This window comes from Gaiella sp. (genome assembly GCF_035558935.1).
Lineage (GTDB): Bacteria > Actinomycetota > Thermoleophilia > Gaiellales > Gaiellaceae > Gaiella.
The window spans coordinates 24,230-46,445 of the sequence record NZ_DATMBZ010000177.1 but is presented as its reverse complement, the minus strand read 5'-3'; the positions used below and the strand labels follow the sequence as shown (position 1 = coordinate 46,445).

Here is a 22,216-nt window from a genome sequence, read left to right as displayed (position 1 = left end):
CCTGATCCAGGAGGGGAGCCTCGGCCTGATCCGCGCCGTCGAGAAGTTCGACTACCGCAAGGGCTACAAGTTCTCGACGTACGCGACGTGGTGGATCCGCCAGGCGGTCACCCGCGCGATCGCCGACAAGGCGCGCACGATCCGGATCCCGGTGCACATGGTCGAGAAGCTGAACAAGGTCGTCCACATCGAGCGCCAGCTCGTCCAGCGCCTCGGCCGCGAGCCGCGCCCCGAGGAGGTCGCGGAGGAGCTCGAGATGTCGACCGACGAGGTGCGCGAGATCCTGCGGATGGCGCAGATGCCGGTGTCGCTCGAGAAGCCGATCGGCGAGGAGGAGGACTCCTCGCTCGGCGACTTCGTCCCGGACGACCAGGCCGAGTCGCCGTTCGACACGGCCTCCCTCTCGCTCCGCCGGGAGGACATCGAGCTCGCCCTGGGGTCGTTGCCCGAGCGCGACCGCAAGGTGATCGAGCTGCGCTACGGGCTGCTCGGCGAGGCACCGTGCACGCTCGAGGAGGTCGGGCGGGCGTTCGGCGTCACCCGCGAGCGGATCCGACAGATCGAGAACAACACGCTGAAGCGGCTCGAGACCCTGCCCGAGGCGCAGGCTCTACGAGACTGCGTGTAGGAGGGCGGGGGAACCGATGGTTCCCCCGCGAGCCCCCTCCTTCTGCGTCTCCGGCCGCGACTCGTAGCTCGCGGACACTGCCCTAGGCCGCGAGAAAGCCGGCCTCCCCGAGCGCGCCGAGCGCCGCCTCGCGGACGTCCGAGCCGAGCTGGATGACGTCCGCGTCGAGCGGCGCCGACACGGTCGCCGTCAGCCACACCGAGCCGCCGCTCACGTCGCCGACGAGCACCTTGCCCTGGCCCTTGTGGAGGCCATCGAGGCCGTCGATGGCCTGCAGCACCGTGCTCTTTGCCTCGTCGACCGGAGCGCCGAGCCGGACGGGGAACGACGCCGACACGACCCGTCGCGGGTCGCGGATCGTCCGGTTGACGATCATCGACGCGGTCAGCTGGCTGTTCGGGATGTACACGCGCCGTGCGTCGTCGGTGACGAGCGTCGTGTAGAGCAGGGTCATCTCCTCGACGAAGCCCGTCTGGTCGCCGACGGTGACACGGTCGCCGATCCGCAGCGGCTGCGCGAACGCGACGAGCATCCCGGAGCCGAGGTTCGAGAGCGGCGTGTTGAACGCGAGGCCGACGAAGATCGCGAGAACGGCGCTCGATGCGAGGAGCGCGTTCGCGAGCTGGTTCGTGCTCGGGTAGAGCGCCAGCACCTTCCAGATCGCGATCGCCGCGACGAACGCGACGATCACGCGCCGTAGGAAGCCGAGCGTCGTCCGCCGGCGGGCGGCCAGCCCAGCGTCCTTGGCGGCGAGCCGGGCGACGTAGCGCTCGAACGCGCGACCGAGCAGGAAGCGGACGGCGACCACGACGACGAGGCCGACGCCGGCCGTGATCAGCGCCTCGACGGTGCGGTCGCTCACGCTGCAGGCGTTCGCCGTTGCGGGCCGGGTGCCTGCCCGGCTTACTGGTGCAGTTGCGACCGCGAATGCGGGCGCCTTCGGGGATCTGCCCCGCCGTAGGCGGGGATCGAGCCGCAGGAATCCGCTCCTGCGGACTCCTGCCTGGCGGGCAAGAAACGGCTCAGATCGTGGGTTCCGGCTGCGGCTCGCCCTCGAGGGCGAACGCCTCATGGAGCGCCCGCACGGCCTCCGGGATGCGGTCGCGGCCGATCATGCAGGAGATCTTGATCGGCGAGGTCGAGATCATCTCGAGGTTGATCTCGAGCTCGGCGAGCGTGCGGAACATCGTCGCCGCGACACCGGGGTGCGAGCGCATGCCCGCACCGATGAGCGAGACCTTGCCGAGACGGTCGTTCATCTCCACCGCGAAGACGCCCAGGTCGGCCTGCGCCGACGAGATCGCCTCGTTGGTCGCCGCGACGTCTTCGGCGGGAACCGAGAACGACATCTCCGCCCGCCCGTGGACGACGTTCTGGATGATCGTGTCGACGTTCACCTGCGCCTGCGCGACGCGGTCGAAGATCATCGCTGCGACGCCGGGGCGGTCCGGGATACCGGTCAGCGTGAAGACGACGTCGGTCTCGGAGTGGGTGACGGCCGAGATGATCGCCTGCTCCATTCCCTCGTAATCGGTCACCCAGGTTCCTTCCTCGTCGGAGAACGTCGAGCGCGCGTGGATGCGCACCCCATGATTGCGCGCGAGCTCGACCGAGCGGAGCGCGAGCACCTTCGCGCCGGAGGCCGCCATCTCGAGCATCTCGTCGTACGAGACGAACGGCAGCTTGCGGGCGCCCGGGACGATTCGCGGGTCGGCGGTGAAGACCCCCGGGACGTCCGAGTGGATCTCGCACGCGGCGCCCAGTGTCGCCGCGAGCGCGACCGCTGTGAGGTCTCCTGCGCCCCGCCCGAGCGTCGTGATGTCCATCGTGTCGCGCGAGAAGCCCTGGAAGCCGGCGACGAGCACGATCTTCCCCTGCTCGAGCGACGTCCGGATCCGGTCGCCGCGGATCTCGCGGATCTTCGCTCGCGTGTGCGCCGAGTCGGTGAGGATGCCCGCCTGCGAGCCCGTGTACGAGACGGCTTCCTCGCCCAGGTCGTCGATCGCCATCGCGACGAGGGCGCAGGCGATGCGCTCGCCGGTCGAGAGGAGCATGTCGAGCTCGCGTGGGTTCGGCGTGGGGGAGACGTCGGAGGCGAGCGCGAGCAGCTGGTCGGTCGTCTTTCCCATCGCGGAGACGGTGCCGACCACGTTCAGCCCACGTCGCTTCGCCTCGACGAACCGCTGCGCGACGTGACGGATCTTGTCGGGGTCGGCGACCGACGAGCCGCCGAACTTCATCACGACGGTGTCGAAGGCGGGCGTGGTCACCGTGGAAGTGTCGCTATCCGACGAGGCCGGGGCGCCGGTACGGCCGGAGGCCGGGGGGCACGGGGATCCCGGGCCGCAGCGAGGGATCGGGAACGGGCTCGAGCGCCGTCACGACGAGCGGGACGTGGCCTGCCCAGACCTCGAGTTCGGCGTCGGGCGTGTCGCCGTCCTCCGGGCCGCCCTCGCGGATCTTCGCCGACGCCTCGTCGAGGGGGAGGCGAAGCACGGAGGTCGCCTTCAGCTCCTTCGCCGTGGGCTGGCGCGCCTCGTTCCAGCGGCCGGGGAGCAGCTTCTCGGTGAACGCCTCGAGCGCGGCGAGCTTCTCGTCCGGCTCGACTACCGGCGTCGCGTGTCCGAGGACGACGACCGACCGGTAGTTCATCGAGTGCTCGAACACCGACCGCGCGAGGACGATGCCGTCCAGGAGCGTGACCGTGAGGCAGGCGGGAAAGCCCCCCGCGAGCGTTCGCAGCGTTCGGCTCGCCGCAGACCCGTGCACATAGACCTCGTCGTCGACCCGGGCGTGGAGCGTCGGGATGACGAACGGCTGGCCGTCGGCGACGAAGCCGAGATGCGCGACCATCCCCGCGTCGAGCACGGCTTCGAGCGCCTCGCGGTCGTACCTGCCGCGCTCGGGCAGGCGACGGACGCGTGTGCGCGACGAGGCGGCGGCATCTCGGCGGCGGGTCGCCATCGGAGAAGCGTACGGGCGGACCGGCGCCGGGTCGCGGCAACGGCAGGCATAGTGCGGCGGGAGGCACTTCGAGTCCGAGGGAGGAGCATGACGAGCAAGGGGTTGGTCGCGATCCTGGCGAGCGTCGCCGTGGCGCTGGTGATCGCGTTGCCGGCGTCCGCCGGGTCGTCCGCGACGGTGGTCAACGTCACCGCCGGCAAGCCGTCGGAGCTCAAGTTCACGCTGTCGAAGAAGCTCGTGACGAAGGGCAAGGTCACCTTCAGGATCACGAACAGGGGCGCGCTCGAGCACGACTTCAAGATCGCGGGCAAGGTCACGCCGAAGCTGAAGCCCGGCAAGTCGGTCACGCTGACGGTCGTGCTCAAGAAGGGCAAGGCTCCGTACCTGTGCACGCTCCCCGGCCATGCGGCCGCGGGGATGAAGGGCGTCATCACCGTCAAGTAGGGCGTCGGCCCGCCAGGACGCCGCAGGCGAGGGTCTACCTCCGGCGCCTGGCGCCCGGCCGCTACACGCGCTACAACCCGTCCGTGAGCGAGGTCGTCTCGTGGCTCGACACGATCGGGCGGGTGTTCGAGGGCATTCCCGACCTCGCCACGCCCGACCAGGTCGAGTCGGCGCTCTCCGAGATCCTGGACGACCCCGGGCTCACGCTCTACTGGTGGGACTGGGAGCTCGAGCGCTACGTCGACGTCCGCGGCGTCACGGCCGAGCCCGCTGCCGGAGCGGGCGGCGCCGTCACGTGGGTCGGCTACGAGACACGGAAGATCGGGGCGCTCGCCCACGACGCGCGCCTGCTCGACGTGCCCGAGTTCACCGCGACGTTGATACCGCTGATGAGGATCGCCATGGAGCGCGACCGGCTTCATCGCGACCTCGTCTCGAAGCTCGACCAGCTGCGGGCGTCGCGCCTGAGGATCCTCGAGACGGCCGACGGGGAGCGGCGGCGCCTCGAGCGGAACCTCCACGACGGCGCGCAGCAGCGGCTCACCGCGGCGCTCCTCGGTCTCCGCACGCTCGAAGGACGGCTGTCGGAGGATCCGGAGCTCGTCGCGATGGCCAGGGGCGCGCTCGAGGAGCTCGAGGGCGCGATCGACGAGCTACGCGAGCTGGCGCGCGGGCTCCATCCGCCGCTCCTGGCCCAGCGAGGGCTCGAGGCGGCCTTGCGCGCAGGCGCCGCCCGGGCTGCCATCCCGGTCGAGGTCGACCTGCGTCTCCCGCGGCGCCTGCCCGAGGCGCTCGAGGCGGCCGCGTACTACGTGTGCTCGGAGGCCTGCACGAACGCGGTGAAGCACGCGCGGGCGTCGGGGCTGTGGCTCACCGTGGCCGACGAGGAGAACGCGCTCACGGTCGTCGTCCGGGACGACGGCATCGGGGGCGCGTGCATCGAGTGCCAGGAGGAAGCGTCGGGGCTCGGCGGGCTCGTCGACCGGGTCGAGGCGCTGGGTGGGACTCTCGCCATCGTCAGCCCGGACGGTGGCGGGACGACGCTGACCGCCGTCTTCCCGCTGGAGCCGGAGCCCGGCCTGTAGCGTCGGCCCATGCCGCCTGTCGGCGCATGGCCCACGCTCACTCTCGCGGACGTCCTCGAGGCGCGCCGCGCGATCGCGCCGTACCTCCTGCGGACGCCCCTCCACGGGTACCCCGGCCTGACCGGGCTCGTCGGCGCCGAGATCCTCGTCAAGCACGAGAACCACCTGCCGACGGGGGCCTTCAAGGTGAGAGGCGGCATCAACCTCGTCTCGCATCTCGATCGCGGCGAGCGCGCGCGAGGCCTCGTCACCGCCTCGACGGGGAACCACGGCCAGTCGATCGGCTACGCGGGGAGACTCTTCGGCACCCACGTGGTCGTGTGCGTCCCCGTCGGAGCGAACCCCGCGAAGCTCCGGTCGATGCGCGCGCTCGGTGCCGACGTCGTCGAGCACGGCCGCGACTTCGACGAGGCGCGTGAGCACTGCGAGGCGCTCGCGGCGGAGCACGGCTACCGGTACGTGCACTCCGGCAACGAGCCCTTGCTGATCGCGGGCGTCGGGACGCACACGCTCGAAGCGCTCGAGCAGGAGCCGCGGCTCGACGCGATCGTCGTCCCGATCGGCGGCGGCAGCGGCGCGGCGGGCGCATGCATCGTCGCGAAGGCGGTGGCGCCGGGCTGCGAGGTGATCGGCGTCCAGGCGGAGCTGGCGCCGGCCGCGTTCCGGTCGTGGCAGGCGCGCTCGGTCGTCCGTGACCGCATGGCCACAGCGGCAGAGGGGCTCGCGACACGGGTCGGCTTCGAGCTGCCGCAGTCGATCCTCTGGGAGCACCTCGACGACTTCGTGCTCGTCGGCGAGGACGAGCTCCGCGACGCGACGCGGCTGATGATCGAGCACACGCGGAACCTCGTCGAGAGCGCAGGCGCGGCGCCACTCGCGGCTGCGTTACGGCTCCGCGAGCGGCTCGCCGGGCGTCGCGTGGCACTGGTCTGCACCGGCGGCAACGTCACGCTCGACCAGCTGCGCGACGTTCTCGACGGGGACGTCGTTCCTCATAGCTCCATCACAGCCCTCGCGTAGCCTGCCGCGATGCTCCGCCGCCGGCTGCTCCTGGTCGCGCTCGCGTGCGCGGCCCTCGCAGCGGCGCTCGCGGGCCCGGTGTCGGCCGCGCCGTCGCCGTCGGTCCCGTCGCTCGATCCGCAGGCGACTCAGGCCATGTGGGAGCGGCTCACTTCGAAGCGCGAGATCCGGCCGCTCTCCGTCGACGCGGACTGCCGGCCGCTCCGGGCAACGTTCTACGCCGCGACGGACTGGCTGCGGCTCGCGACGACGCTGGCAGCCAAGGCGTCGCCCTGCGCCCAGTACTACGTCTCGGTCCCGCCGGTCGTCGCCGACAAGACGAAGCCGCGGCCCGACCAGGCCCAGCGCATTCGCGCGCTCGGCCCGACGTTCCACGCGCTCGCCGAGATCCACTACACGGCCTGGCAGAAGTGGGTCGCGAGCACGGGCTCGACGTGGTACCAGGCAGGCGTCGAGGCGCGACGCCGGATGGCCGCGGCGGGCTACGACGTCGCGGCGGGAGACACGTGGGCGCTCAACGAGGTCTCCTCGGCCGTGCGCCGCGGGGACGGCAACGGACGGGCGAACGTGCGGGAGCTCCTCCGCGGCCTGTACGACGCGGCCGGCGAAGGGCCCACCGCGCGCGGGGTCGTGTTCGTGGTCGGCATCGGTCAGCGCGTCCCGGAGCTCGGGACGTACAAGGCACGGGTGCAGGAGTGGTTCCAGGACGCGCAGTTCTGGATCGACATGAACGTCTACGTGAGCGACTGGTCGCAGGAGGCCTACGGGGACGTCCGCAGCTATGCCGTCCCCGGCGTCCCGCTCGCCGGCCGGCGCGACGGGCTCGTCGAGTACCTCCGCCACATGGACCTGCTGGCTGCGGCCGGTGGCGCCGTCTCGGGAACCGCGAACGCGTTCCTCGGCAACGCCGGCAGCACGCTCGCGAACGCTGCCTGGCAGTGGGAGTCGGCGTTCGGCTGGACCGCGGTCGACGACGTCCTGATGCAGCAGTACGTCTCGGCCCAGGTGTACGCGCTCCGGAACCACGGCGTCCGGGCCGGCCGGGCCACCGACCGGTTTGGATTCGCCTGGGCCCCGAAGAATCTCGACGCGCTCGCGCCGAGCGACTTCACGCAGCGGACGGCGGCCGTCCTCGACCGCATCGCGACGGCGATCAGAGACTCGGCAGCCGACTCGCCGGCCGACCCGGGAGTCGCGGCGTGCGGCGCGAGCGGTGTCTGGTGCGCGGGAGACCTCGGCGGCGCGACACCCTCGGTCGGCTGGCGCGGGTTCCGCGCCTGGTCGCCGACGACGCTCGCGTTCGTCTCGGCGCCCCAGACCATCGCGGCCGGCGCGATCTCGAAGCCGGTGTCGATCCAGGTGCAGGTCGCCACCGTCGCCGCGCGACCCGCCGCAGCCGTGCCGGTCACGATCACCTCTTCCTCGGCGACCGGCCTCTTCGCCACGAGCCCGGAGGGGCCGTTCGCGCCGACGCTCGCCGTCCAGCTGCCCGCCGGAGTCTTCGCCACGGCCCAGGTCTACTACCAGGATCCAACGGCCGGGACGGCAACCCTCACCGCGACGGCCGCGGGGGTCGTCTCGGGCACGCAGCAGATCACCGTCGGCGGAGCGGCGCCGGTCTCGTTGCGCGTCGAGCCGGCGACGGTCAGCGTGCTCCCGGGCGGTGCGGTCGCGCTGACGGCGGTCGGGGTGGACGCGTTCGGCAACGCGACGCCGACGGCCGCCCTCTGGACCGTCTCGCCGCCGACGCTCGGCGCCCTCACCGCGGCGATGGGGACGACCACGACGTTCACGGCCGGGACGGAGCCCGGCGTCGCCCGGGTGACCGCGAGCGTGACGACGCCGACGGGCACGCTCAGCGCGACGTCGAACGTGACGGTGACGTCGCCGCCTCCCGTCCGGGTCGCCGCCGTGCGCTACGGCGTCGCGCAGAAGCGGCTGCACGTGTACGTGACCGTCGTCGACGGCAGAGGAAGGCGCGTGCGCGATGCCTCCGTCACCGTCGCCCTCTACCGGAACGGCAAGGTCTACGCGCGCGCCGCCGGGCGGACCACAACCGGCAGCATGACCTTCTCGCGGCCGGCGTCGGTGGGCGCCTACCGTACGAAGGTCACCCGCGTTGCGGCGAGCAACCGGGTCTGGGACCGCGTGACCCCTCCCAACGCGTTCACGAAGAAGCCGCGCCGAGCCCCATAGAGGCGCGACCCTACTCGACGTCGCTCGCCGGGAACAGCACGGACGGCACGGGCTCCGTGGCCGGGTCCTTGTCCCGGACGACGATGTCGACGAGCGTCACCGCGATGCTCGCGAGCGGTACGGCGAGGATGACGGCGAACCCACCGAGAACCAGGCCGACGGTCGTGACGGAGACCAGCACGACGAGCGGCGACAGACCCACCGAGTGGCCGAGCACCTTCGGTAGGACCACGTAGTCCTCGAGCAGGCGCACGGCGAGCACGACGATCCCGGCCAGGATCGCGAGGTGGACGGACTGGGAGAGCCCCACCCCGATCGCGACGATTGCGGCGGCGAGCGGGCCGATCACGGGAACGATCTCGACCACTCCGGCGAACACTCCCACCAGGAGCCAGTAGGGCAGACCGATCGCCCAGAAGCACGCCGACAGCACCGTCGCCACGAGCGCCACGAGCACGGCCTGGCCGCGCACGAACGCGCCGAGCCGGAGCTCCACGAGGTCCCACGTGTCCCGGACCTTCCTGCGCCTGGGTCGTGACACGAGCGAGCAGACGAGGTCGACCGCGCGATTCCGCTCGACGATCCAGTAGGCCGAGGCGGCGAGGACGAAGAACGTGCCGATGATCGCCTCGAACGCCTTGCGCCCGTACTCGACCGCCGGGTCGACCAGGCTGGTTCCCGACGGCACGTCACTCAGCTTCCTGTCGAGCGCGATGAGGATGTCGTGCTTGACGCCCGTGGACTGACGTGCTTCCTGACGCAGCGGATGCTGGTCGCCGAGCGCGGCCTGAACTTGGTCGGCCGCCGCGGGCACGACGAGCCACAGACCCACGCCGATGATCGCCACGAGGACGGCGTAGTGGAGGACGACGCCGACGCCGCGGGGGACGCCGAGGCCGGCCAACCGGTCGACACCGGGCCGGAGCGCGGCGGCGAGGATGATCGCGGTGAGCAGGAGCGCCACCACCAGGCGGGCCTCCCAGACCACGACGGCCGCCGTGAGGATGCCCGTGACGACGAGAGTCGCGATCGCGACCCGCCCGGCGAACCGGGACAGGTCGTGTACCCCCCGGTCTCCTTCCTGAGCCTCGGGCTCCGGCTCTCCCCTCGTCGTCTCGCGCACCGCCACGTCGCGGTCGTACCCGCAGCCGACCGGTCCGACACGTTGCGCTCCCTATGATCGCGGCGTGGCGCAGGGCGACGAAGACATCTCGACGGGTCGGACGGAGCGGCCCGCGGACGCGGTTCCCGGGCAAGCGCCGGTCCCGAGGACGGCGGAGCGCCTCGGCGTCTGGGTCGGCCACGCCCTCGGCGATCGTCTCGACAGGACCGTCCGGCACCGGCACCGCGACGAGCTGCGGCACGTCGGCTGGGAGCACGCGCTCGATGCCACGACTGCCTCGTTCGTCCGCGAGGGGGCAGATCCGCGTCCCGGGAACGCCGTCGAGGTGTTGATCGATGGGGCGGAAGCTCTGCCGCGTATCGCCCAGGAGCTGTCCGGCGCCCGATCGCACGTGCATCTGACGGGCTGGTTCCTCTCGCCCGAGCTCCAGCTCACCCGCGAGGAGGAGCCCGTCGTCGTGCGCAACCTCCTCGCGGAGCTCGCCGAGCGGATCGACGTGCGGGTGCTCCTCTGGCAAGGCGCCCCCGTCCCGGCGTTCCGCCCCTCGCGTGGCGACGTGCGGAACGCGGTGGAGGATCTCGTGCGCCACACGCGGATCAAGGCGGCCGTCGACGGGTGCACGGGCCTCACACACTGTCATCACGAGAAGACGATCGTGATCGACGACCGAGTCGCCTTCGTCGGCGGCATCGACCTGACGCTCGACGGCGGCGACCCCTTCGACACCGGCAACCATCGTGCCCGCGGCGGGATCGGCTGGCACGACGCCGCAGTACGGATCGAAGGCCCGGCCGTCGTCGACGTCGCGGAGCACTTCCGGCTGAGGTGGCGCCGGCCCGGTCGGGAGGAGCTGGCGTCGCCGGCGGTGCCCGAGGCCGCGGGTGACGTCGAGCTCCAGGTCACGCGCACGCTTCCCGCGAAGACCTATCGGGCGGTGCGGCGCGGCGACTACTCGATCCTCGCGTCCTACATGGGCGCCCTTCGCTCCGCCGAGCGCTTCGTCTACCTCGAGAACCAGTTCCTGTGGTCGCCCGAGATCGTCGGCGTGCTGATCGACAAGCTGCGCGACCCGCCGAGCGACGACTTCCGGGTGGTCGTGCTGCTACCGGCCCGGGCGAACGACGGCGCGGACATCTCGCGCGGCCAGATCGCGGCGCTGATCAACGCCGACGACGGAGCGGAGCGGTTCCTCGCGTGCACGGTGTACGCGCGCGCGGGAAAGCTCCGCGACGTCGTCTACGTGCACGCGAAGATCGGGATCGTCGACGACACGTGGTTCACCGTCGGCTCGGCGAACCTGAACGCCCACTCGCTCTTCAACGACACGGAGATGAACGTCGTCTCGCTCGACCCCTCGCTGGCGCGCGAGACGCGGCTGCGACTCTGGGCGGAGCACCTCGAGGCGTCCCCGGAGGAGGTGTCCGGCGACCCGACGGCGCTCGTCGACGAGCGCTGGCGGCCGATCGCCGACGACCAGCTCCACCGGCTCGAGAACGGCGAGCCCCTGACCCATCGGCTGGTCATGCTCCCCGGCGTCTCGCGCCGACGGCGCCGGGTGCTCGGCCCGATGCAGAGCCGTCTGTTCGACCTGTAGTCGCGTCAGCGGCTCGGCGCCGACCTCGCCTCGGCGCGCTCGGCGACGCGCGCCGCCTTCTCCGCGGGCTCGCCGAAGGAGAGGAACCTGCCGCCGAACGCGATCGCGCAGAGCGCGAACCAGCCCCAGCCGAACGCCAGGCCGGCGACCACGTCGGAGAGCCAGTGGACGCCGAGCAGCACGCGGCTGGCCGCCACGCCGACGGCGACGGCGACCGCTGCTCCGGCGAGCAGTGAGCGCGTCCGCGGGCTCCGGCGCCGGGCCAGGATCAGCGCGACGGCGGCGTAGAACGCCGCGGCAGTGGCCGAGTGGCCGCTCGGGAACGAGGGACCGAGCGTCTCGGCGATCGGGTTGAAGGTCGGCCGCACGCGGTGGAGGAGATCCTTGATCGCGTTCACGAGAACGACCTCGCCGAGCAGCACCGTGAGGAGAAAGACGGGAATCCACCGGTTGGGTACGCGGACGTATTCGACGACGCAGACGACCACCGCGAGAGCGATCACGAACCAGGTGCCGCCGAGGTCGGTCACGAGCTGGATCCCGCGGGTCGACCACGATGTCGCATGGTCGACGCCCCACTGGCCGGCGCCGTTGTCGACCCCCACGAGCGCCCCGCTCGAGCGCATCAGGTAGGCGAGGACGCCGATCACCATCCCGCCCACGATCGCGAGCCCGAGCGCGATCGTGAGCGCGAGCCCGGTCGCCGCGGCGGGGTCGAGCCGCCGGGTGAGCGTGCGCCGCAGCCACGGCCGCTTCACGGTCTCCTCGGCGAGCTTCTCGCCCGCCGCCTGGGACGGCTCCTCGCCGATGACCGGCGTGGGGTACCGCGAGGCGAGGAGAGCCACGAGGGTGCCCCCTGCGATCGCGACGAGGAAGAGCACGAGGAGCGGCATCACCCTCGAGTTTGCCCATGGTGTCGCGGGGGTAAACAGCCCGCCGTGGATGCGGCGGACTCTTCGACGGCCCCGGCCGTTGCGCTCCGCCCGCTGCGCACGCCACGGGCGGCGGCGGGTAGGGACGATCGTCCGCGGTCCGTCGCGGTGCTCGAGCCGACGCCCGACGGCCCTGCCGAGCATCTCGCGCACCGGCTCGGCGCGACGCATCCCGCCCGTGTCTTCCTGGCGACGGTCGTGGCCGGCTTCGCAGCTCTCGTCGGGCTGACGATCTCCGCCGGTCTTCTGCTGACCGAGCTGCTCGTCCCGGTGCACGGGTTCGAGAAATGGGACAACGACGTCAACCGGTGGCTGGCCGAGCGGCGCTCGCCTGCTCTCACCGACCTCTCATGGCTCGGCTCGACGCTGGCAGGCGGGCTCGTGATCCCGGTGGTCGTCGGCGTGCTCGTCGTCGTCTTCCTCCTCAAGCGCAAGTGGCTGCTCGCCGCCTTCACGCTGTTCGTGATCGGCGTCGAATCCGGGTCGTATCGGGCGACGACGCTCGTCGTGGAGCGCGACCGCCCTCCGGTCCATCGGCTCGAGGGCCTCGACCCGACCGCGAGCTTCCCCTCGGGTCACATCGCGGCGACGGTCGCGCTCTACGGCGGCGTGCTTCTCCTGCTGTCCTCCTGGCTCCACCGCCGGTGGTTCTCGATGCTCGCCGTCTGCCTCACGATCGCGCTCGCGCTGTTCGTCGGATGGGCCCGGATGTACAGGGGCATGCACCACATCACCGACAGCGCCGCAGGCGTGGTGATGGGTCTCCTCGCGCTCGGCGTCCTCGTGCTCGCCGCACGGGCGGCGACGGCCGCGGCGAACGCGCGCGATGCAAGGCGGAGGGACGCGACGTGAAGAAGGTCGCCGTGGTCGCCCACGCCGGGAAGACGATCGGCGGCGGGCTCGAGGAGCTTCGCCGCGAGCTCAGGCGCGCCGGCGTCGCCGACCCATACTGGTCGGAGGTGCCGAAGAGCAAGTACGCGCCCGAGCGGGTCGAGCGGGCCCTGAGCGACGGCGCGGACCTCGTGTTCGTCTGGGGCGGCGACGGGATGGTGCAGCGGTGCGTCGACGTGCTCGCGGGGAGCGGCGTGACGATGGCGATCGTCCCTGCGGGAACGGCGAACTTGTTCGCGTCGAACCTCGGCATCCCTCAGGACATCGCCGAGGCGATCGAGATCGGCCTGCGCGGGCGGACGCGCACGCTCGACGTCGGGAAGCTCAACGGAGAGCGGTTCGCCGTGATGGCCGGCGCCGGGCTCGACGCGCGCATGATCCAGGGGGCGGACGGACAGCTCAAGGACCGCTTCGGGCGACTCGCGTACATCTGGACGGCGTCGAAGAACCTCCGCACCGAGCCGTTCGAGGCGACGATCGAGGTGAACGACGAGCTCTGGTACGAGGGCACCGCCAGCTGCATCCTGCTCGGCAACCTCGGCTCGCTCTTCGGCGGCATCGAGGCGTTCGACGACGCGAGCCCGGAGGACGGGCTGCTCGAGGTCGGCGTGACGAACGCCGAGGGCCTCGGCCAGTGGGCGCGGACGGTCGCGCGCACCGCCGTCGGCTCGACCGCGAAGTCGCCCTTCGTCCAGGTCACGAAGGCGAAGAAGGTCACCGCCTCCCTCGACCGCAAGGTCCCCTACGAGCTGGACGGCGGTGACCGCAAGAAGGTCAAGAAGCTCAAGGCGCGCATCGACCCGGGCGCCATCGCCGTCGCCGTGCCGGGGGCGTCGTGAGCACCGCGCCGCGCGTCCCCGAGACGTGGGACAGCATCGACGACGACCCGAAGGAGACGCTCGCGCGCACCGGGCGGCTGCGCCTGCTGGAGAGCGCGTTCGTGCGCTTCCGTCTCGCGGACGGCACCAGCCACTCCCGGTCGCTCGCCTTCGCCACGTCGCTCGTCCTCGTGCAGGGGCTCGTCGTGCTGGTGGGCTTCGCCGCGGCGTTCGGGCACTCCGGGATCACGTCGACGATCGTCGAGACGATCAGGAGCGCGGTCCCCGGTCCCGCCAGCGACGTGCTCGCCGACGCCGTCCGGCAGGCGAACAAGGTCGGCCACCAGAACCGCTTCCTCCCACTGACGATCGGCCTGATCGGGGTGCTGATCACGTCGGTCACCGCCATGGCCCAGATCGAGCGCGGCCTCAATCGGATCTACGGGATCGAGCGAGACCGGCCGACGGTGCGCAAGTACGCGGTCGCGCTCGTGATGACCCTGACCGTCGGGGTCGGTCTCGGACTCGCCTTCCTCATGCTCGGGTTCGGTCGGAACATAGGCTCGAGCTGGGGGCACGAGGCACGCGTCGTCTGGGAGGTCCTGCGGTGGCCCGTGGGTCTGCTGCTGATCGCCGTCTGCCTCGCCGCGCTGCTCGGTCGCTCGGTGAACCGGCATCAGCCCGGGAAGGCGTGGCTGGCGTTCGGTGGCGGCGTCGCCGTCGCGCTCTGGGCGCTCGCCACCATCGGTCTGGCGCTGGCGTTCCGGTTCTCGTCGTCCTTCGGGCAGACGTACGGGCCGCTCGCCGGCATCGTCGCGCTGCAGATCTGGACGTTCCTCTCGTCGTTCAGCATCTTCTACGGCGTCTCGGTCGCGGCCGAACTGGAGGCGATCAGGGCGGGCGCAGGTCAGACGCAGGCCGCGCGCCAGGACGTCCCCGCGTCGCCCGCACGCGCGTCTCTGCAGGGCTGAGCCGCGCCGGGGGCCCTTTCGGGGGTACTGCCGCGGGGCGTGCCCGACTATCCTGCCGACGGCTTCGCAACCGACAGGGGAGACGAACGTGAAGCGAGCTCTGATCGCAATTGCCGCACTGGCGTTGGTCGTCGCGTCCGCCGCGTACGCCACGAAGCCGGGCTCCGGCTCCGATACCGGGCGGGCGCTCGTGTTCGCGCCGAATCCGGTGCAGGACCTCGGCATCCAGAAGCTCACCGACCAGAAGGACTCGGCGGACGCCGTCCCGCAAGAGGCCTACCGCGCGGTGACGCTGCGAGACCTCGACGGCTCCGGGTTCCTGCGCGGCAAGTGGGCCGAGATCCGCAGCGAGACCGGCAACCCGGCCTATTCGCCGACGAACACCTTCCTGTACGACCGGCATCAGGACGAGTTCGAGCAGGTGATGGCGTACTACTGGATCACCGAGGCGCAGCGGTATATCCAGTCGCTCGGCTTCGGCTCGACGCTCCGGCCGGTGAACATGCGGCCGCAGAGGCTGCGCATCAACCAGTGGGGGGTCGACAACTCGTTCGCGACCGACAAGCAGGACGAGATCCGGCTCGGCAAGGGCGGGGTCGACGACGCGGAGGACGGCGAGGTGATCCTCCACGAGTACGGCCACGCAATCCACTTCTCGCAGGGCTTCCAGTTCTCGACGGAGGAGGCGGGCGCGATCAGCGAGGGCTTCGGCGACTACTGGGCCGTGACCGTCTCGCAGGTCGTGCGCACGGCCCTCGGCCGGCCCGCATCGGCCGACCCCGCCTGTGTCGCCGACTGGGACGCGACCTCGTATACGCGGTCGGAGCCGCACTGCCTGCGGCGCCTCGACGAGGGCAAGACGTACCCCGACGACCTCGTCGGCGAGGTGCACGCCGACGGCGAGATCTGGTCGCAGGCGCTCTGGGACATCCGGAACGCGATCGGGAACGTGAAGGCGGACACGGCGATCCTCGAGGGCCAGTTCGGCTTCGACGGCGGCACGATGCCGTCGCTCGCCGCGGACATCGTCTCCGCCGCCCGGACACTGTACGGCCCCGCGACGGCGGCCCAGGTCACCGACGCGTTCGAGTCCCGCGGGATCCTCTAGCGCGTCCAGCGCGCGGCGCGGCGGCCTCCGGGCAGCCGCGCCGCCAATGCTTCAATTGTGGAAGAATTGACCTGGCGCTGGCGTTGGGCACTATCGTGACCCCGCGCGGCGCGCGACGTTCGACACCGGGAGGTTTGGCGTATGACATTGACGATCGGCGACATCGCACCCGACTTCGAGGCGGACACCACGGAGGGCCGGATCTCGTTCCACGACTGGATCGGCGACTCGTGGGCCGTGCTCTTCTCGCATCCGAAGGACTTCACGCCCGTGTGCACGACCGAGCTCGGCTACATGGCGGCGATCAAGCCGGAGTTCGACCGGCGCGACGTGAAGATCATCGGGCTCTCCGTCGACCCGACCTCGGATCACGAGGGCTGGGTGCGCGACATCGAGGAGACGCAGGGCCACGCCCCGAACTACCCCATCATCGGCGACGCCGACTTCAGGATCTCGAAGCTGTACGGGATGCTCGGCGCCGACGTGAGCGGTGACCCCGGCGACCGGACGGCCGCCGACAACCAGACCGTGCGGAACGTCTTCGTCATCGGGCCCGACAAGAAGATCAAGCTGGTGCTCGTCTACCCGATGACGACCGGCCGGAACTTCGACGAGGTCCTGCGGGTAGTCGACTCGCTCCAGCTGACCGCCGATCACAAGGTGTCGACTCCGGTCAACTGGCAGCCCGGCGACGACGTGATCATCGCCGGCTCGGTGTCGAACGACGAGGCCCGCGAGATCTACCCCGACGGGTGGAACGAGCCCAAGCCGTACATCCGCATCGTGCCAGCGCCCGAGACGCGCGTCGGCGCGGCCACGAAGTAACGCCAAATGCCGGGGGTTCGGCTAGCCGAACCCCCGCGCGCGGCGACTCTTCCTAGGATGGCTCCGTGAGCGTCGTCACCACCGACGTCTCGGGCCAGCTCGAGCAGCACCGGCGCGAGCTGACCGGCTACTGCTACCGGATGCTCGGCTCGCCCTTCGAGGCCGAGGATGCGGTGCAGGAGACGATGCTGCGCGCATGGAAGGCGTTCGAGCGGTTCGAAGGCCGCTCGGCGCTTCGCTCGTGGCTCTACCGCATCGCGACGAACGTCTGCCTCGACATGATCGCGGGCCGTGAGCGGCGCGCGCGTCCGATGGATCTCGGCCCTGCGCGCGAGCCGGTTGTCGCCAGCCTCAACGCGCTCCCGGAGGTCACGTGGATCGAGCCGGTGCCGGACGGGCTCGTCGTCCCGGACGGCGATCCGGCGGAGGTCACGGCCGCGCGCGAGACGGTGCGGCTCGCGTTCGTCGCGGCGCTCCAGCACCTCCCCCCGCGCCAGCGGGCGGCGCTGATCCTGTGCGAGGTGCTGCGCTGGAAGGCCTCCGAGGCGGCGGAGCTGCTCGAGACGAGCGTCGCCTCGGTGAACAGCGCCTTGCAGCGCGCACGCGCGACCCTCGAGGCGAGCGACCTCACGGCGACGACGACCTCGCCCTCCGTCGAGCGGGCCGACGCGGAGCTCCTCGCCCGGTACGTCGACGCATTCGAGCGCTACGACCTGGACGCGTTGACGTCCCTGATCCACGAGGACGCGACGCAGTCGATGCCGCCGTACGACCTCTGGCTGCGGGGCCGCGACGACATCTTCACCTGGTGGTTCGGGCCCGGGATCGGGTGCAGCGGCTCGCGTGTGATCCCGACCGTCGCGGCGAACGGCGCGCCGGCGTTCGGCCAGTACAAGCCGAGCGAGTCCGGCGACGGCTACGAGCCGTGGGCGCTCCAGGTGGTCGAGATCGAGGACGGTCGGATCGCCGAGCTGACGTTCTTCCTCGACACCGCGCGCGTGTTCCCGCTCTTCGGGTTGCCGCTGCGGTACGAGGAGATTGCCTAGCCCTCGCTCGGCAGGACATCGGCCAGCGCCATGAAGGAGACGAGCTCCAGGAGCTCGCGGGATGCGTGCACGAGGCGCACGGTGCAGCGGTGCCGACGGGCGGCGAGCTGAAGCCGTGCGAGCGCGTCGACCGTGACGGCGTCGGGCTGGATGCCCCGCACGTCGCAGCGGGCGACCTCCGCTCCGCTCGCCGCGAGGAGCGCGCAGACGCGCTCGCAGAGACCCGGCAGGTCGGCGCGCTCGATCGGCCCGTGGATCGAGAAGTCGAGCATGCGCGGCTCTGCCGGGGCCATCGCACGTTCGACCGGCGGAGACACGCGAACTCATCGCCGCGCAGGGCGATGAGTTTCGGCTCGCGGGGCTGTCGAACCCCTCGACATCGCCACACCCGCCGGAAGGAGCCCGACCGATGACCATCGCCGACAGCCGTACCCGCTGGCTCGCGCTGATCGTGCTCTGCCTCGGCGATCTGATGATCGTCCTGGACGTGACGATCGTGGGCGTCGCGCTCCCGTCGATCCGCGAGGACCTCGGCTTCTCGGAGGAGTCGCTCGCTTGGGTCGTGAACGCCTACCTGCTCACGTTCGGCGGGTTTCTCCTCCTCGGCGGCCGGCTCGGCGACATCGTCGGCCACCGGCGGATGTTCCTCGCGGGGATCGGGCTCTTCACGTTCGCCTCGGTCGCCTGCGGTCTGGCGGGCTCGCAGGGCATGCTCGTCGCCGCCCGGGCGGTGCAGGGGATCGGCGGGGCGATCGTCTCGGCCGTCGCGCTCTCGCTCATCGTCACGCTGTTCACCGAGCCCGCCGAACGGGCGAAGGCGATGGGCGTGTTCGGGTTTGTCGCGTCGGGCGGCGGCTCGATCGGTGTCCTGCTCGGCGGCGTGCTCACCGACACGCTCGACTGGCACTGGATCTTCCTCGTCAACGTCCCCGTCGGGATCGCCGTCTTCGCGCTCACGCTCGTGCTGCTGCCGGCCTCGCGCGGACAGGCGGGCGGACGGCTCGACGTGGCCGGGGCGGTCACCGTGACCGCCGCGTCGATGGTCGCCGTGTACGCGATCGTGAACGGCAACGACGCCGGGTGGACATCGGCACGGACTCTCGGCCTGCTCGCTCTGGCGGCGACGCTGATCGGTGTCTTCCTCGCGATCGAGTCGCGGACGAGCGCGCCGCTCGTCCCGCTCGGGCTGTTCCGGTTGCGGAACCTCGCGATCTCGAACGTCGTCGGCGTGCTCTGGGCTGCCGCCATGTTCGCGTGGTTCTTCCTCGCGGCGCTCTACCTGCAGCTCGTGCTCGGCTACAGCCCGCTCGAGGTGGGCCTCGCGTTCCTCCCGGGGAACGTGATCATGGGCGTCCTCTCGCTCGGCCTCTCGGCGAAGATCGTGATGCGCTTCGGAATCCGCGCGCCGCTCGCCGCGGGCCTCGGGACTGCGGCGGTGGGTCTGGTGCTGTTCGCCCGGGCGCCGGTCGACGGCTCGTTCGTCGTGGACGTCCTGCCCGGGATGATCCTGCTGGGCGTCGGCGCGGGCATCGCCTTCAACCCGGTGCTGCTGGCCGCGATGGGCGACGTCGCACCGAGCGAGGCGGGGCTGGCATCCGGTGTCGTCAACACCTCGTTCATGATGGGTGGGGCGCTCGGGCTCGCCGTGCTCGCGAGCCTCGCCGCCTCGCGCACGGACACGCTGCTCGCGTCGGGCGAAGGGGCGGTCGAGGCGCTGAACGGCGGCTACCGCGTCGCGTTCCTCGCCGGCGCGCTCTTCGCAGCGCTCGCGGCGACGATCGGCGGGGCACTGCTCCGCCCGGGCGGCGCCGCGGAAGCCCACAGCGAGGCGGTCGGCGCCCCCGCGACCGCCGAGGCCGAATGACCGCCGACCTCAGAGGAGGTCGGCGAGCCAGGCTGCGACGGCTTCGGAGACCGCGCCGAGGTCGGACCGCAGCGCGTGGTCGCCCCGGACGACCGCCACGGTGCGTCCCGGCGCGCCCGGCGGGACGCCGAAGCGGTCGTTCGCTCCCTGGACGACGAGCATCGGGACAGTCACCTCGTCGAGCTCGGGGAGGCGGCTCGGCGCGGGCGGTTTGCCGGCGCGGGCCGGCGGCTGCAGCGGGAAGGCGAGGCAGAGCACCGCATCGGCGCCCGACGCCGCGGCGGTCCGGCAGGCCACGCGCGCGCCGGACGAACGGCCGCCGACGACGAGCGCACCGGCCGCGAGGCCGCTCGTACGCAGGTGGTCGACGACCGCGAGCCAGGCCGCGTCGAGCTGCGCGGCGGGCGCCGGCGACCTGCGCCCCGCGACGCGATACGGCTGCTCGACGAGCGCGGACGCGAGCCCGGCCGCCCGGGCGGCCGCGGCCGCCGTCACGAGATCCCTCGCCGCGACGCCGCCACCGGCGCCGTGGCCGAGGACGAGCACGCCGCGCGCGTCGACCACGGTCTCGACGGACACGCGGGCGGGTCCATGGGGTGTCTCGATCTCGATCGGCATCGGGGTGCCGCGTTGGATGCGGTGCGACGTTCCGCCCCGGCGGCGGACTGCCGATTCTCGCAGGCCGAGCTGCGGCGACTCAGCCCGTCGCCGGAGCCGCGTGGACGGCCAGCGCTTGCCGTCCCGCGCGGAGGGTGAGCGCGGCGCCCACGCAGGCCGCTCCCGCCGCGCCGACGAGCAGCATCCCCGCGAGCAGGGTCATGCTCTCGGATCCGCCCAGCACGCCGTTGACGAGGAGCTCGATGCCGACGGCGAAGACGATCGCCTCGACGAGCCAGACCCGGCGCGGGTAGAGCACCGACTGCTTCGGTCGCGGGCCGGGCGGCCACCAGGTCCAGGCCGACAGCGAGAGCAGCTTGCCGAGATGGCCGAGCGTGACGCCGGCCGCCCAGCCGACGAGGAGCGCGACGACGTAGGCCGTGAGACGCGCGGGCGACGCATCGAGCCCGAACAGCATGCCCATGCCGAGGATCGCCGCCTGGAGCAGGAAGAACATGCCGGTGACCATGTGCGTGAGCGGTCCCTCGAGCCCGGCCAGGCGGTGCTGCCGGCCCGTCCGCGCCGTGAGGAGCGCGAATGCGGCGATCGTCCCGAGCACGAGGAGCCCGCCCGCGATCGCCGGTGCCCGCTCGCCGAGCGCGAGCCCCGCGACGAGCAGCCACAGCCCGCCGGTGAGCACGAGCTCCTCCACGGGATGCCGCCTGCGGCCGGCCGCCGGGGCGAGCGACAGCATTGGCGTCAGCGTCCGGCCGACGGTCACGATGAGGAGCGTCAGCCAGCCGATCACCGCGAGGTTCAGGTGGATGCCGATCGCGCGGTCGTGCGGGACACCGAGCAGCGGCTGGAAACCTCGGTCGGCGAGGCCTGCGCCGACGGCGAGCGCCGCCGCGGCGTGGAACGTCGAGAGGAGCACGCCGAAGCGGCTCGCGAGCAGCATCCGGTCGTGGGGCGCGCGAACGACGAGCGCGACCAGCTCCCATGCGACGAGCACGAAGCCGACCGTCTCCGCCGACGCTGCGATCCAGGTCGCTGTCGCATGGTCGTAGGCGATGGCGTACGCGAGGAGCGGGCCGGCGCAGAGGAGCGGCAGGGCGACCCAGCCGCGGAGGCGTGACGCGTCGTTGCGGAGGAGCGTCGGCAGCACGTGCAGCGCAGCGCCGGTCACGGCGAGCGGGAGGAATCCGAGCCCGACGAGGTGGACGGCGAGGAGGACGTCGGGCGCCGCGACGCCCGCCGTCGCCAGCTCGGGGGCGGCGCGCGCGATCGCGATCGCCGCTCCGAGCCAGCAGACGAGCGCCGCGGCGAGGTAGGCGGCAACGAGCCGGGCCGGCGCCGGCCTGCCGACCCGCGCCCCCACGCTCATGCAGCGGCGAGCGCGCGCGGGAAGAGCACGTTGTTCTCCTCGTGGATGTGCTGGTGCAGGTCGAGCTCCAGCGCGTGCAGGCCGTCGATCGTCGCCCGGTGCGTGTTGCAGAGCGCCCGGTCGAGGTCGTAGCCGCCGGACAGCTCGCGCAGCTTCGCGAGCGCCGAGCCGGCCCACTCGTGGTCGTGCTCGAGCTCCACGACCTGCTCGGCGTCGTAGGGGCCGCCGCTTCGGACGAGTGGGAAGAGCTCCTCTTCCTCGGTCACCATGTGCTCCTCCAGCTCGGTGCGCAGCGCGACGAACGTCGTGCGCAACTCGGCCAGCTCTGGGCGCTCGTCGCCGTGCGCCCGGACGACCTTCTCGAGCAGGGTGTCGAGCCGCGGCAGCTCCTCACGCAGCGGCTCGTGGTGGCGGGAGACGATGTGGTCGCAGAGCTCGGGCAGCGGTGCCTGCGTCCAGTCGCGCTCCTCCGACGGCTCGTTCTCTGCCGTCTCGAGCGCCGCAACAGCGTCGACGGGCGCGATCCCACGCGCCTCGCAGGCGTCGGTCAGGCTCCGCTTGCCGCCGCAGCAGTAGTCGATGCCGAGCTCCTCGAAGACACGCGAGCGAGATGGCTGCTCGAGGACGAGCTCGGCGACGGTCCGGGACGGGTCGATCATGGCTGCTCCTTGGCCGTGTGGGGACGACGGCGGGCGCACGCGAGAGATGCGCACCCCACCTGCCCCG

General features: G+C 71.9%; 22 protein-coding genes. 13 read left to right on the top strand and 9 right to left on the bottom strand.

The window, feature by feature from the left end:
* The coding region (locus VNM44_RS16770) for a sigma-70 family RNA polymerase sigma factor (protein ID WP_325627420.1) at positions 1–628 on the top strand (628 nt) is incomplete at its 5' end.
* An 82-nt stretch (positions 629–710) separates the two neighbouring features.
* Here the strand turns inward: VNM44_RS16770 and VNM44_RS16765 are convergent.
* From VNM44_RS16765 to VNM44_RS16755, 3 genes are all read right to left on the bottom strand, one after another.
* Positions 711–1,490, bottom strand: coding sequence for a mechanosensitive ion channel family protein (locus VNM44_RS16765; protein WP_325627418.1), 780 nt, complete (start codon positions 1,488–1,490; stop codon positions 711–713).
* A 160-nt stretch (positions 1,491–1,650) separates the two neighbouring features.
* Positions 1,651–2,868, bottom strand: a complete 1,218-nt coding sequence (locus tag VNM44_RS16760; protein WP_349258062.1) for an aspartate kinase — start codon at positions 2,866–2,868, stop codon at positions 1,651–1,653.
* Positions 2,869–2,911: 43 nt separating this feature from the next.
* Positions 2,912–3,592, bottom strand: coding sequence for a pyridoxamine 5'-phosphate oxidase family protein (locus tag VNM44_RS16755; protein WP_325627414.1), 681 nt, complete (start codon positions 3,590–3,592; stop codon positions 2,912–2,914).
* An 87-nt stretch (positions 3,593–3,679) separates the two neighbouring features.
* On the opposite strand from VNM44_RS16755, the gene VNM44_RS16750 reads away from it, so the two are divergent.
* The 4 genes from VNM44_RS16750 to VNM44_RS16735 all read left to right on the top strand — a co-directional run bounded on the left by VNM44_RS16750 (position 3,680) and on the right by VNM44_RS16735 (position 8,337).
* The gene (locus VNM44_RS16750) at positions 3,680–4,036 is read left to right on the top strand and encodes a plastocyanin/azurin family copper-binding protein (protein ID WP_325627412.1); all 357 of its coding nucleotides are present in this window, start codon (positions 3,680–3,682) and stop codon (positions 4,034–4,036) included.
* An 83-nt stretch (positions 4,037–4,119) separates the two neighbouring features.
* Positions 4,120–5,121 (top strand): sensor histidine kinase, encoded by a 1,002-nt coding sequence (locus tag VNM44_RS16745; RefSeq protein WP_325627410.1) that lies wholly within the window; start codon positions 4,120–4,122, stop codon positions 5,119–5,121.
* Positions 5,122–5,130: 9 nt separating this feature from the next.
* Complete coding sequence (locus VNM44_RS16740; protein ID WP_325627408.1) at positions 5,131–6,141, top strand: threonine/serine dehydratase; 1,011 nt, start codon at positions 5,131–5,133, stop codon at positions 6,139–6,141.
* 9 nt (positions 6,142–6,150) lie between these two features.
* Positions 6,151–8,337: a hypothetical protein gene (locus tag VNM44_RS16735; protein ID WP_325627406.1), complete on the top strand. Its 2,187-nt coding sequence runs from the start codon at positions 6,151–6,153 to the stop codon at positions 8,335–8,337.
* Positions 8,338–8,347: 10 nt separating this feature from the next.
* Here the strand turns inward: VNM44_RS16735 and VNM44_RS16730 are convergent, their stop codons facing one another.
* Positions 8,348–9,466 carry an AI-2E family transporter gene (locus VNM44_RS16730; RefSeq protein ID WP_325627404.1) on the bottom strand — a complete coding sequence of 373 codons (1,119 nt, stop codon included), beginning with the start codon at positions 9,464–9,466 and terminating at the stop codon, positions 8,348–8,350.
* A gap of 58 nt (positions 9,467–9,524) precedes the next feature.
* Between VNM44_RS16730 and VNM44_RS16725 the strand changes: the two genes are divergently transcribed.
* Entirely contained in the window at positions 9,525–11,054 is a 1,530-nt protein-coding gene (locus tag VNM44_RS16725) for a phosphatidylserine/phosphatidylglycerophosphate/cardiolipin synthase family protein (RefSeq protein WP_325627402.1), read from the top strand.
* Positions 11,055–11,059: 5 nt separating this feature from the next.
* On the opposite strand, the gene VNM44_RS16720 is transcribed toward VNM44_RS16725, so the two are convergent.
* Positions 11,060–11,947 carry a phosphatase PAP2 family protein gene (locus tag VNM44_RS16720; protein WP_325627400.1) on the bottom strand — a complete coding sequence of 296 codons (888 nt, stop codon included), beginning with the start codon at positions 11,945–11,947 and terminating at the stop codon, positions 11,060–11,062.
* A gap of 147 nt (positions 11,948–12,094) precedes the next feature.
* Between VNM44_RS16720 and VNM44_RS16715 the strand changes: the two genes are divergently transcribed.
* The 6 genes from VNM44_RS16715 to VNM44_RS16690 all read left to right on the top strand — a co-directional run bounded on the left by VNM44_RS16715 (position 12,095) and on the right by VNM44_RS16690 (position 17,645).
* On the top strand, positions 12,095–12,838 hold the full coding sequence (locus VNM44_RS16715; protein WP_325627398.1) for a phosphatase PAP2 family protein: 744 nt from the start codon (positions 12,095–12,097) through the stop codon (positions 12,836–12,838).
* Positions 12,835–13,716: a diacylglycerol kinase family protein gene (locus VNM44_RS16710; protein WP_325627396.1), complete on the top strand. Its 882-nt coding sequence runs from the start codon at positions 12,835–12,837 to the stop codon at positions 13,714–13,716. Before VNM44_RS16715 ends, VNM44_RS16710 begins: the two co-directional genes overlap by 4 nt.
* Positions 13,713–14,666: a YihY/virulence factor BrkB family protein gene (locus VNM44_RS16705; protein WP_325627394.1), complete on the top strand. Its 954-nt coding sequence runs from the start codon at positions 13,713–13,715 to the stop codon at positions 14,664–14,666. The genes VNM44_RS16710 and VNM44_RS16705 overlap by 4 nt, the downstream gene beginning before the upstream one ends.
* A gap of 88 nt (positions 14,667–14,754) precedes the next feature.
* Positions 14,755–15,774, top strand: coding sequence for a M36 family metallopeptidase (locus VNM44_RS16700; RefSeq protein WP_325627392.1), 1,020 nt, complete (start codon positions 14,755–14,757; stop codon positions 15,772–15,774).
* 141 nt (positions 15,775–15,915) lie between these two features.
* Entirely contained in the window at positions 15,916–16,599 is a 684-nt protein-coding gene (locus tag VNM44_RS16695) for a peroxiredoxin (protein ID WP_325627390.1), read from the top strand.
* A gap of 65 nt (positions 16,600–16,664) precedes the next feature.
* Complete coding sequence (locus VNM44_RS16690) at positions 16,665–17,645, top strand: sigma-70 family RNA polymerase sigma factor (RefSeq protein WP_325627388.1); 981 nt, start codon at positions 16,665–16,667, stop codon at positions 17,643–17,645.
* Here VNM44_RS16690 and VNM44_RS16685 read toward each other — a convergent pair.
* Entirely contained in the window at positions 17,642–17,962 is a 321-nt protein-coding gene (locus VNM44_RS16685) for an STAS domain-containing protein (RefSeq protein WP_325627386.1), read from the bottom strand. The genes VNM44_RS16690 and VNM44_RS16685 overlap by 4 nt on opposite strands.
* Positions 17,963–18,054: 92 nt before the next feature.
* On the opposite strand from VNM44_RS16685, the gene VNM44_RS16680 reads away from it, so the two are divergent.
* A complete protein-coding gene (locus VNM44_RS16680) occupies positions 18,055–19,509 on the top strand; it encodes a DHA2 family efflux MFS transporter permease subunit (protein ID WP_325627384.1) in 1,455 nt (484 codons plus the stop codon).
* Positions 19,510–19,518: 9 nt separating this feature from the next.
* Here VNM44_RS16680 and VNM44_RS16675 read toward each other — a convergent pair whose 3' ends face one another.
* The 3 genes from VNM44_RS16675 to ric all read right to left on the bottom strand — a co-directional run bounded on the left by VNM44_RS16675 (position 19,519) and on the right by ric (position 22,149).
* A complete protein-coding gene (locus VNM44_RS16675) occupies positions 19,519–20,127 on the bottom strand; it encodes an alpha/beta family hydrolase (protein WP_325627382.1) in 609 nt (202 codons plus the stop codon).
* A 79-nt stretch (positions 20,128–20,206) separates the two neighbouring features.
* On the bottom strand, positions 20,207–21,490 hold the full coding sequence (locus VNM44_RS16670) for a hypothetical protein (RefSeq protein ID WP_325627380.1): 1,284 nt from the start codon (positions 21,488–21,490) through the stop codon (positions 20,207–20,209).
* Positions 21,487–22,149 (bottom strand): iron-sulfur cluster repair di-iron protein, encoded by a 663-nt coding sequence (gene ric, locus VNM44_RS16665; protein ID WP_325627378.1) that lies wholly within the window; start codon positions 22,147–22,149, stop codon positions 21,487–21,489. Before ric ends, VNM44_RS16670 begins: the two co-directional genes overlap by 4 nt.
* Positions 22,150–22,216 lie beyond the last annotated feature (67 nt).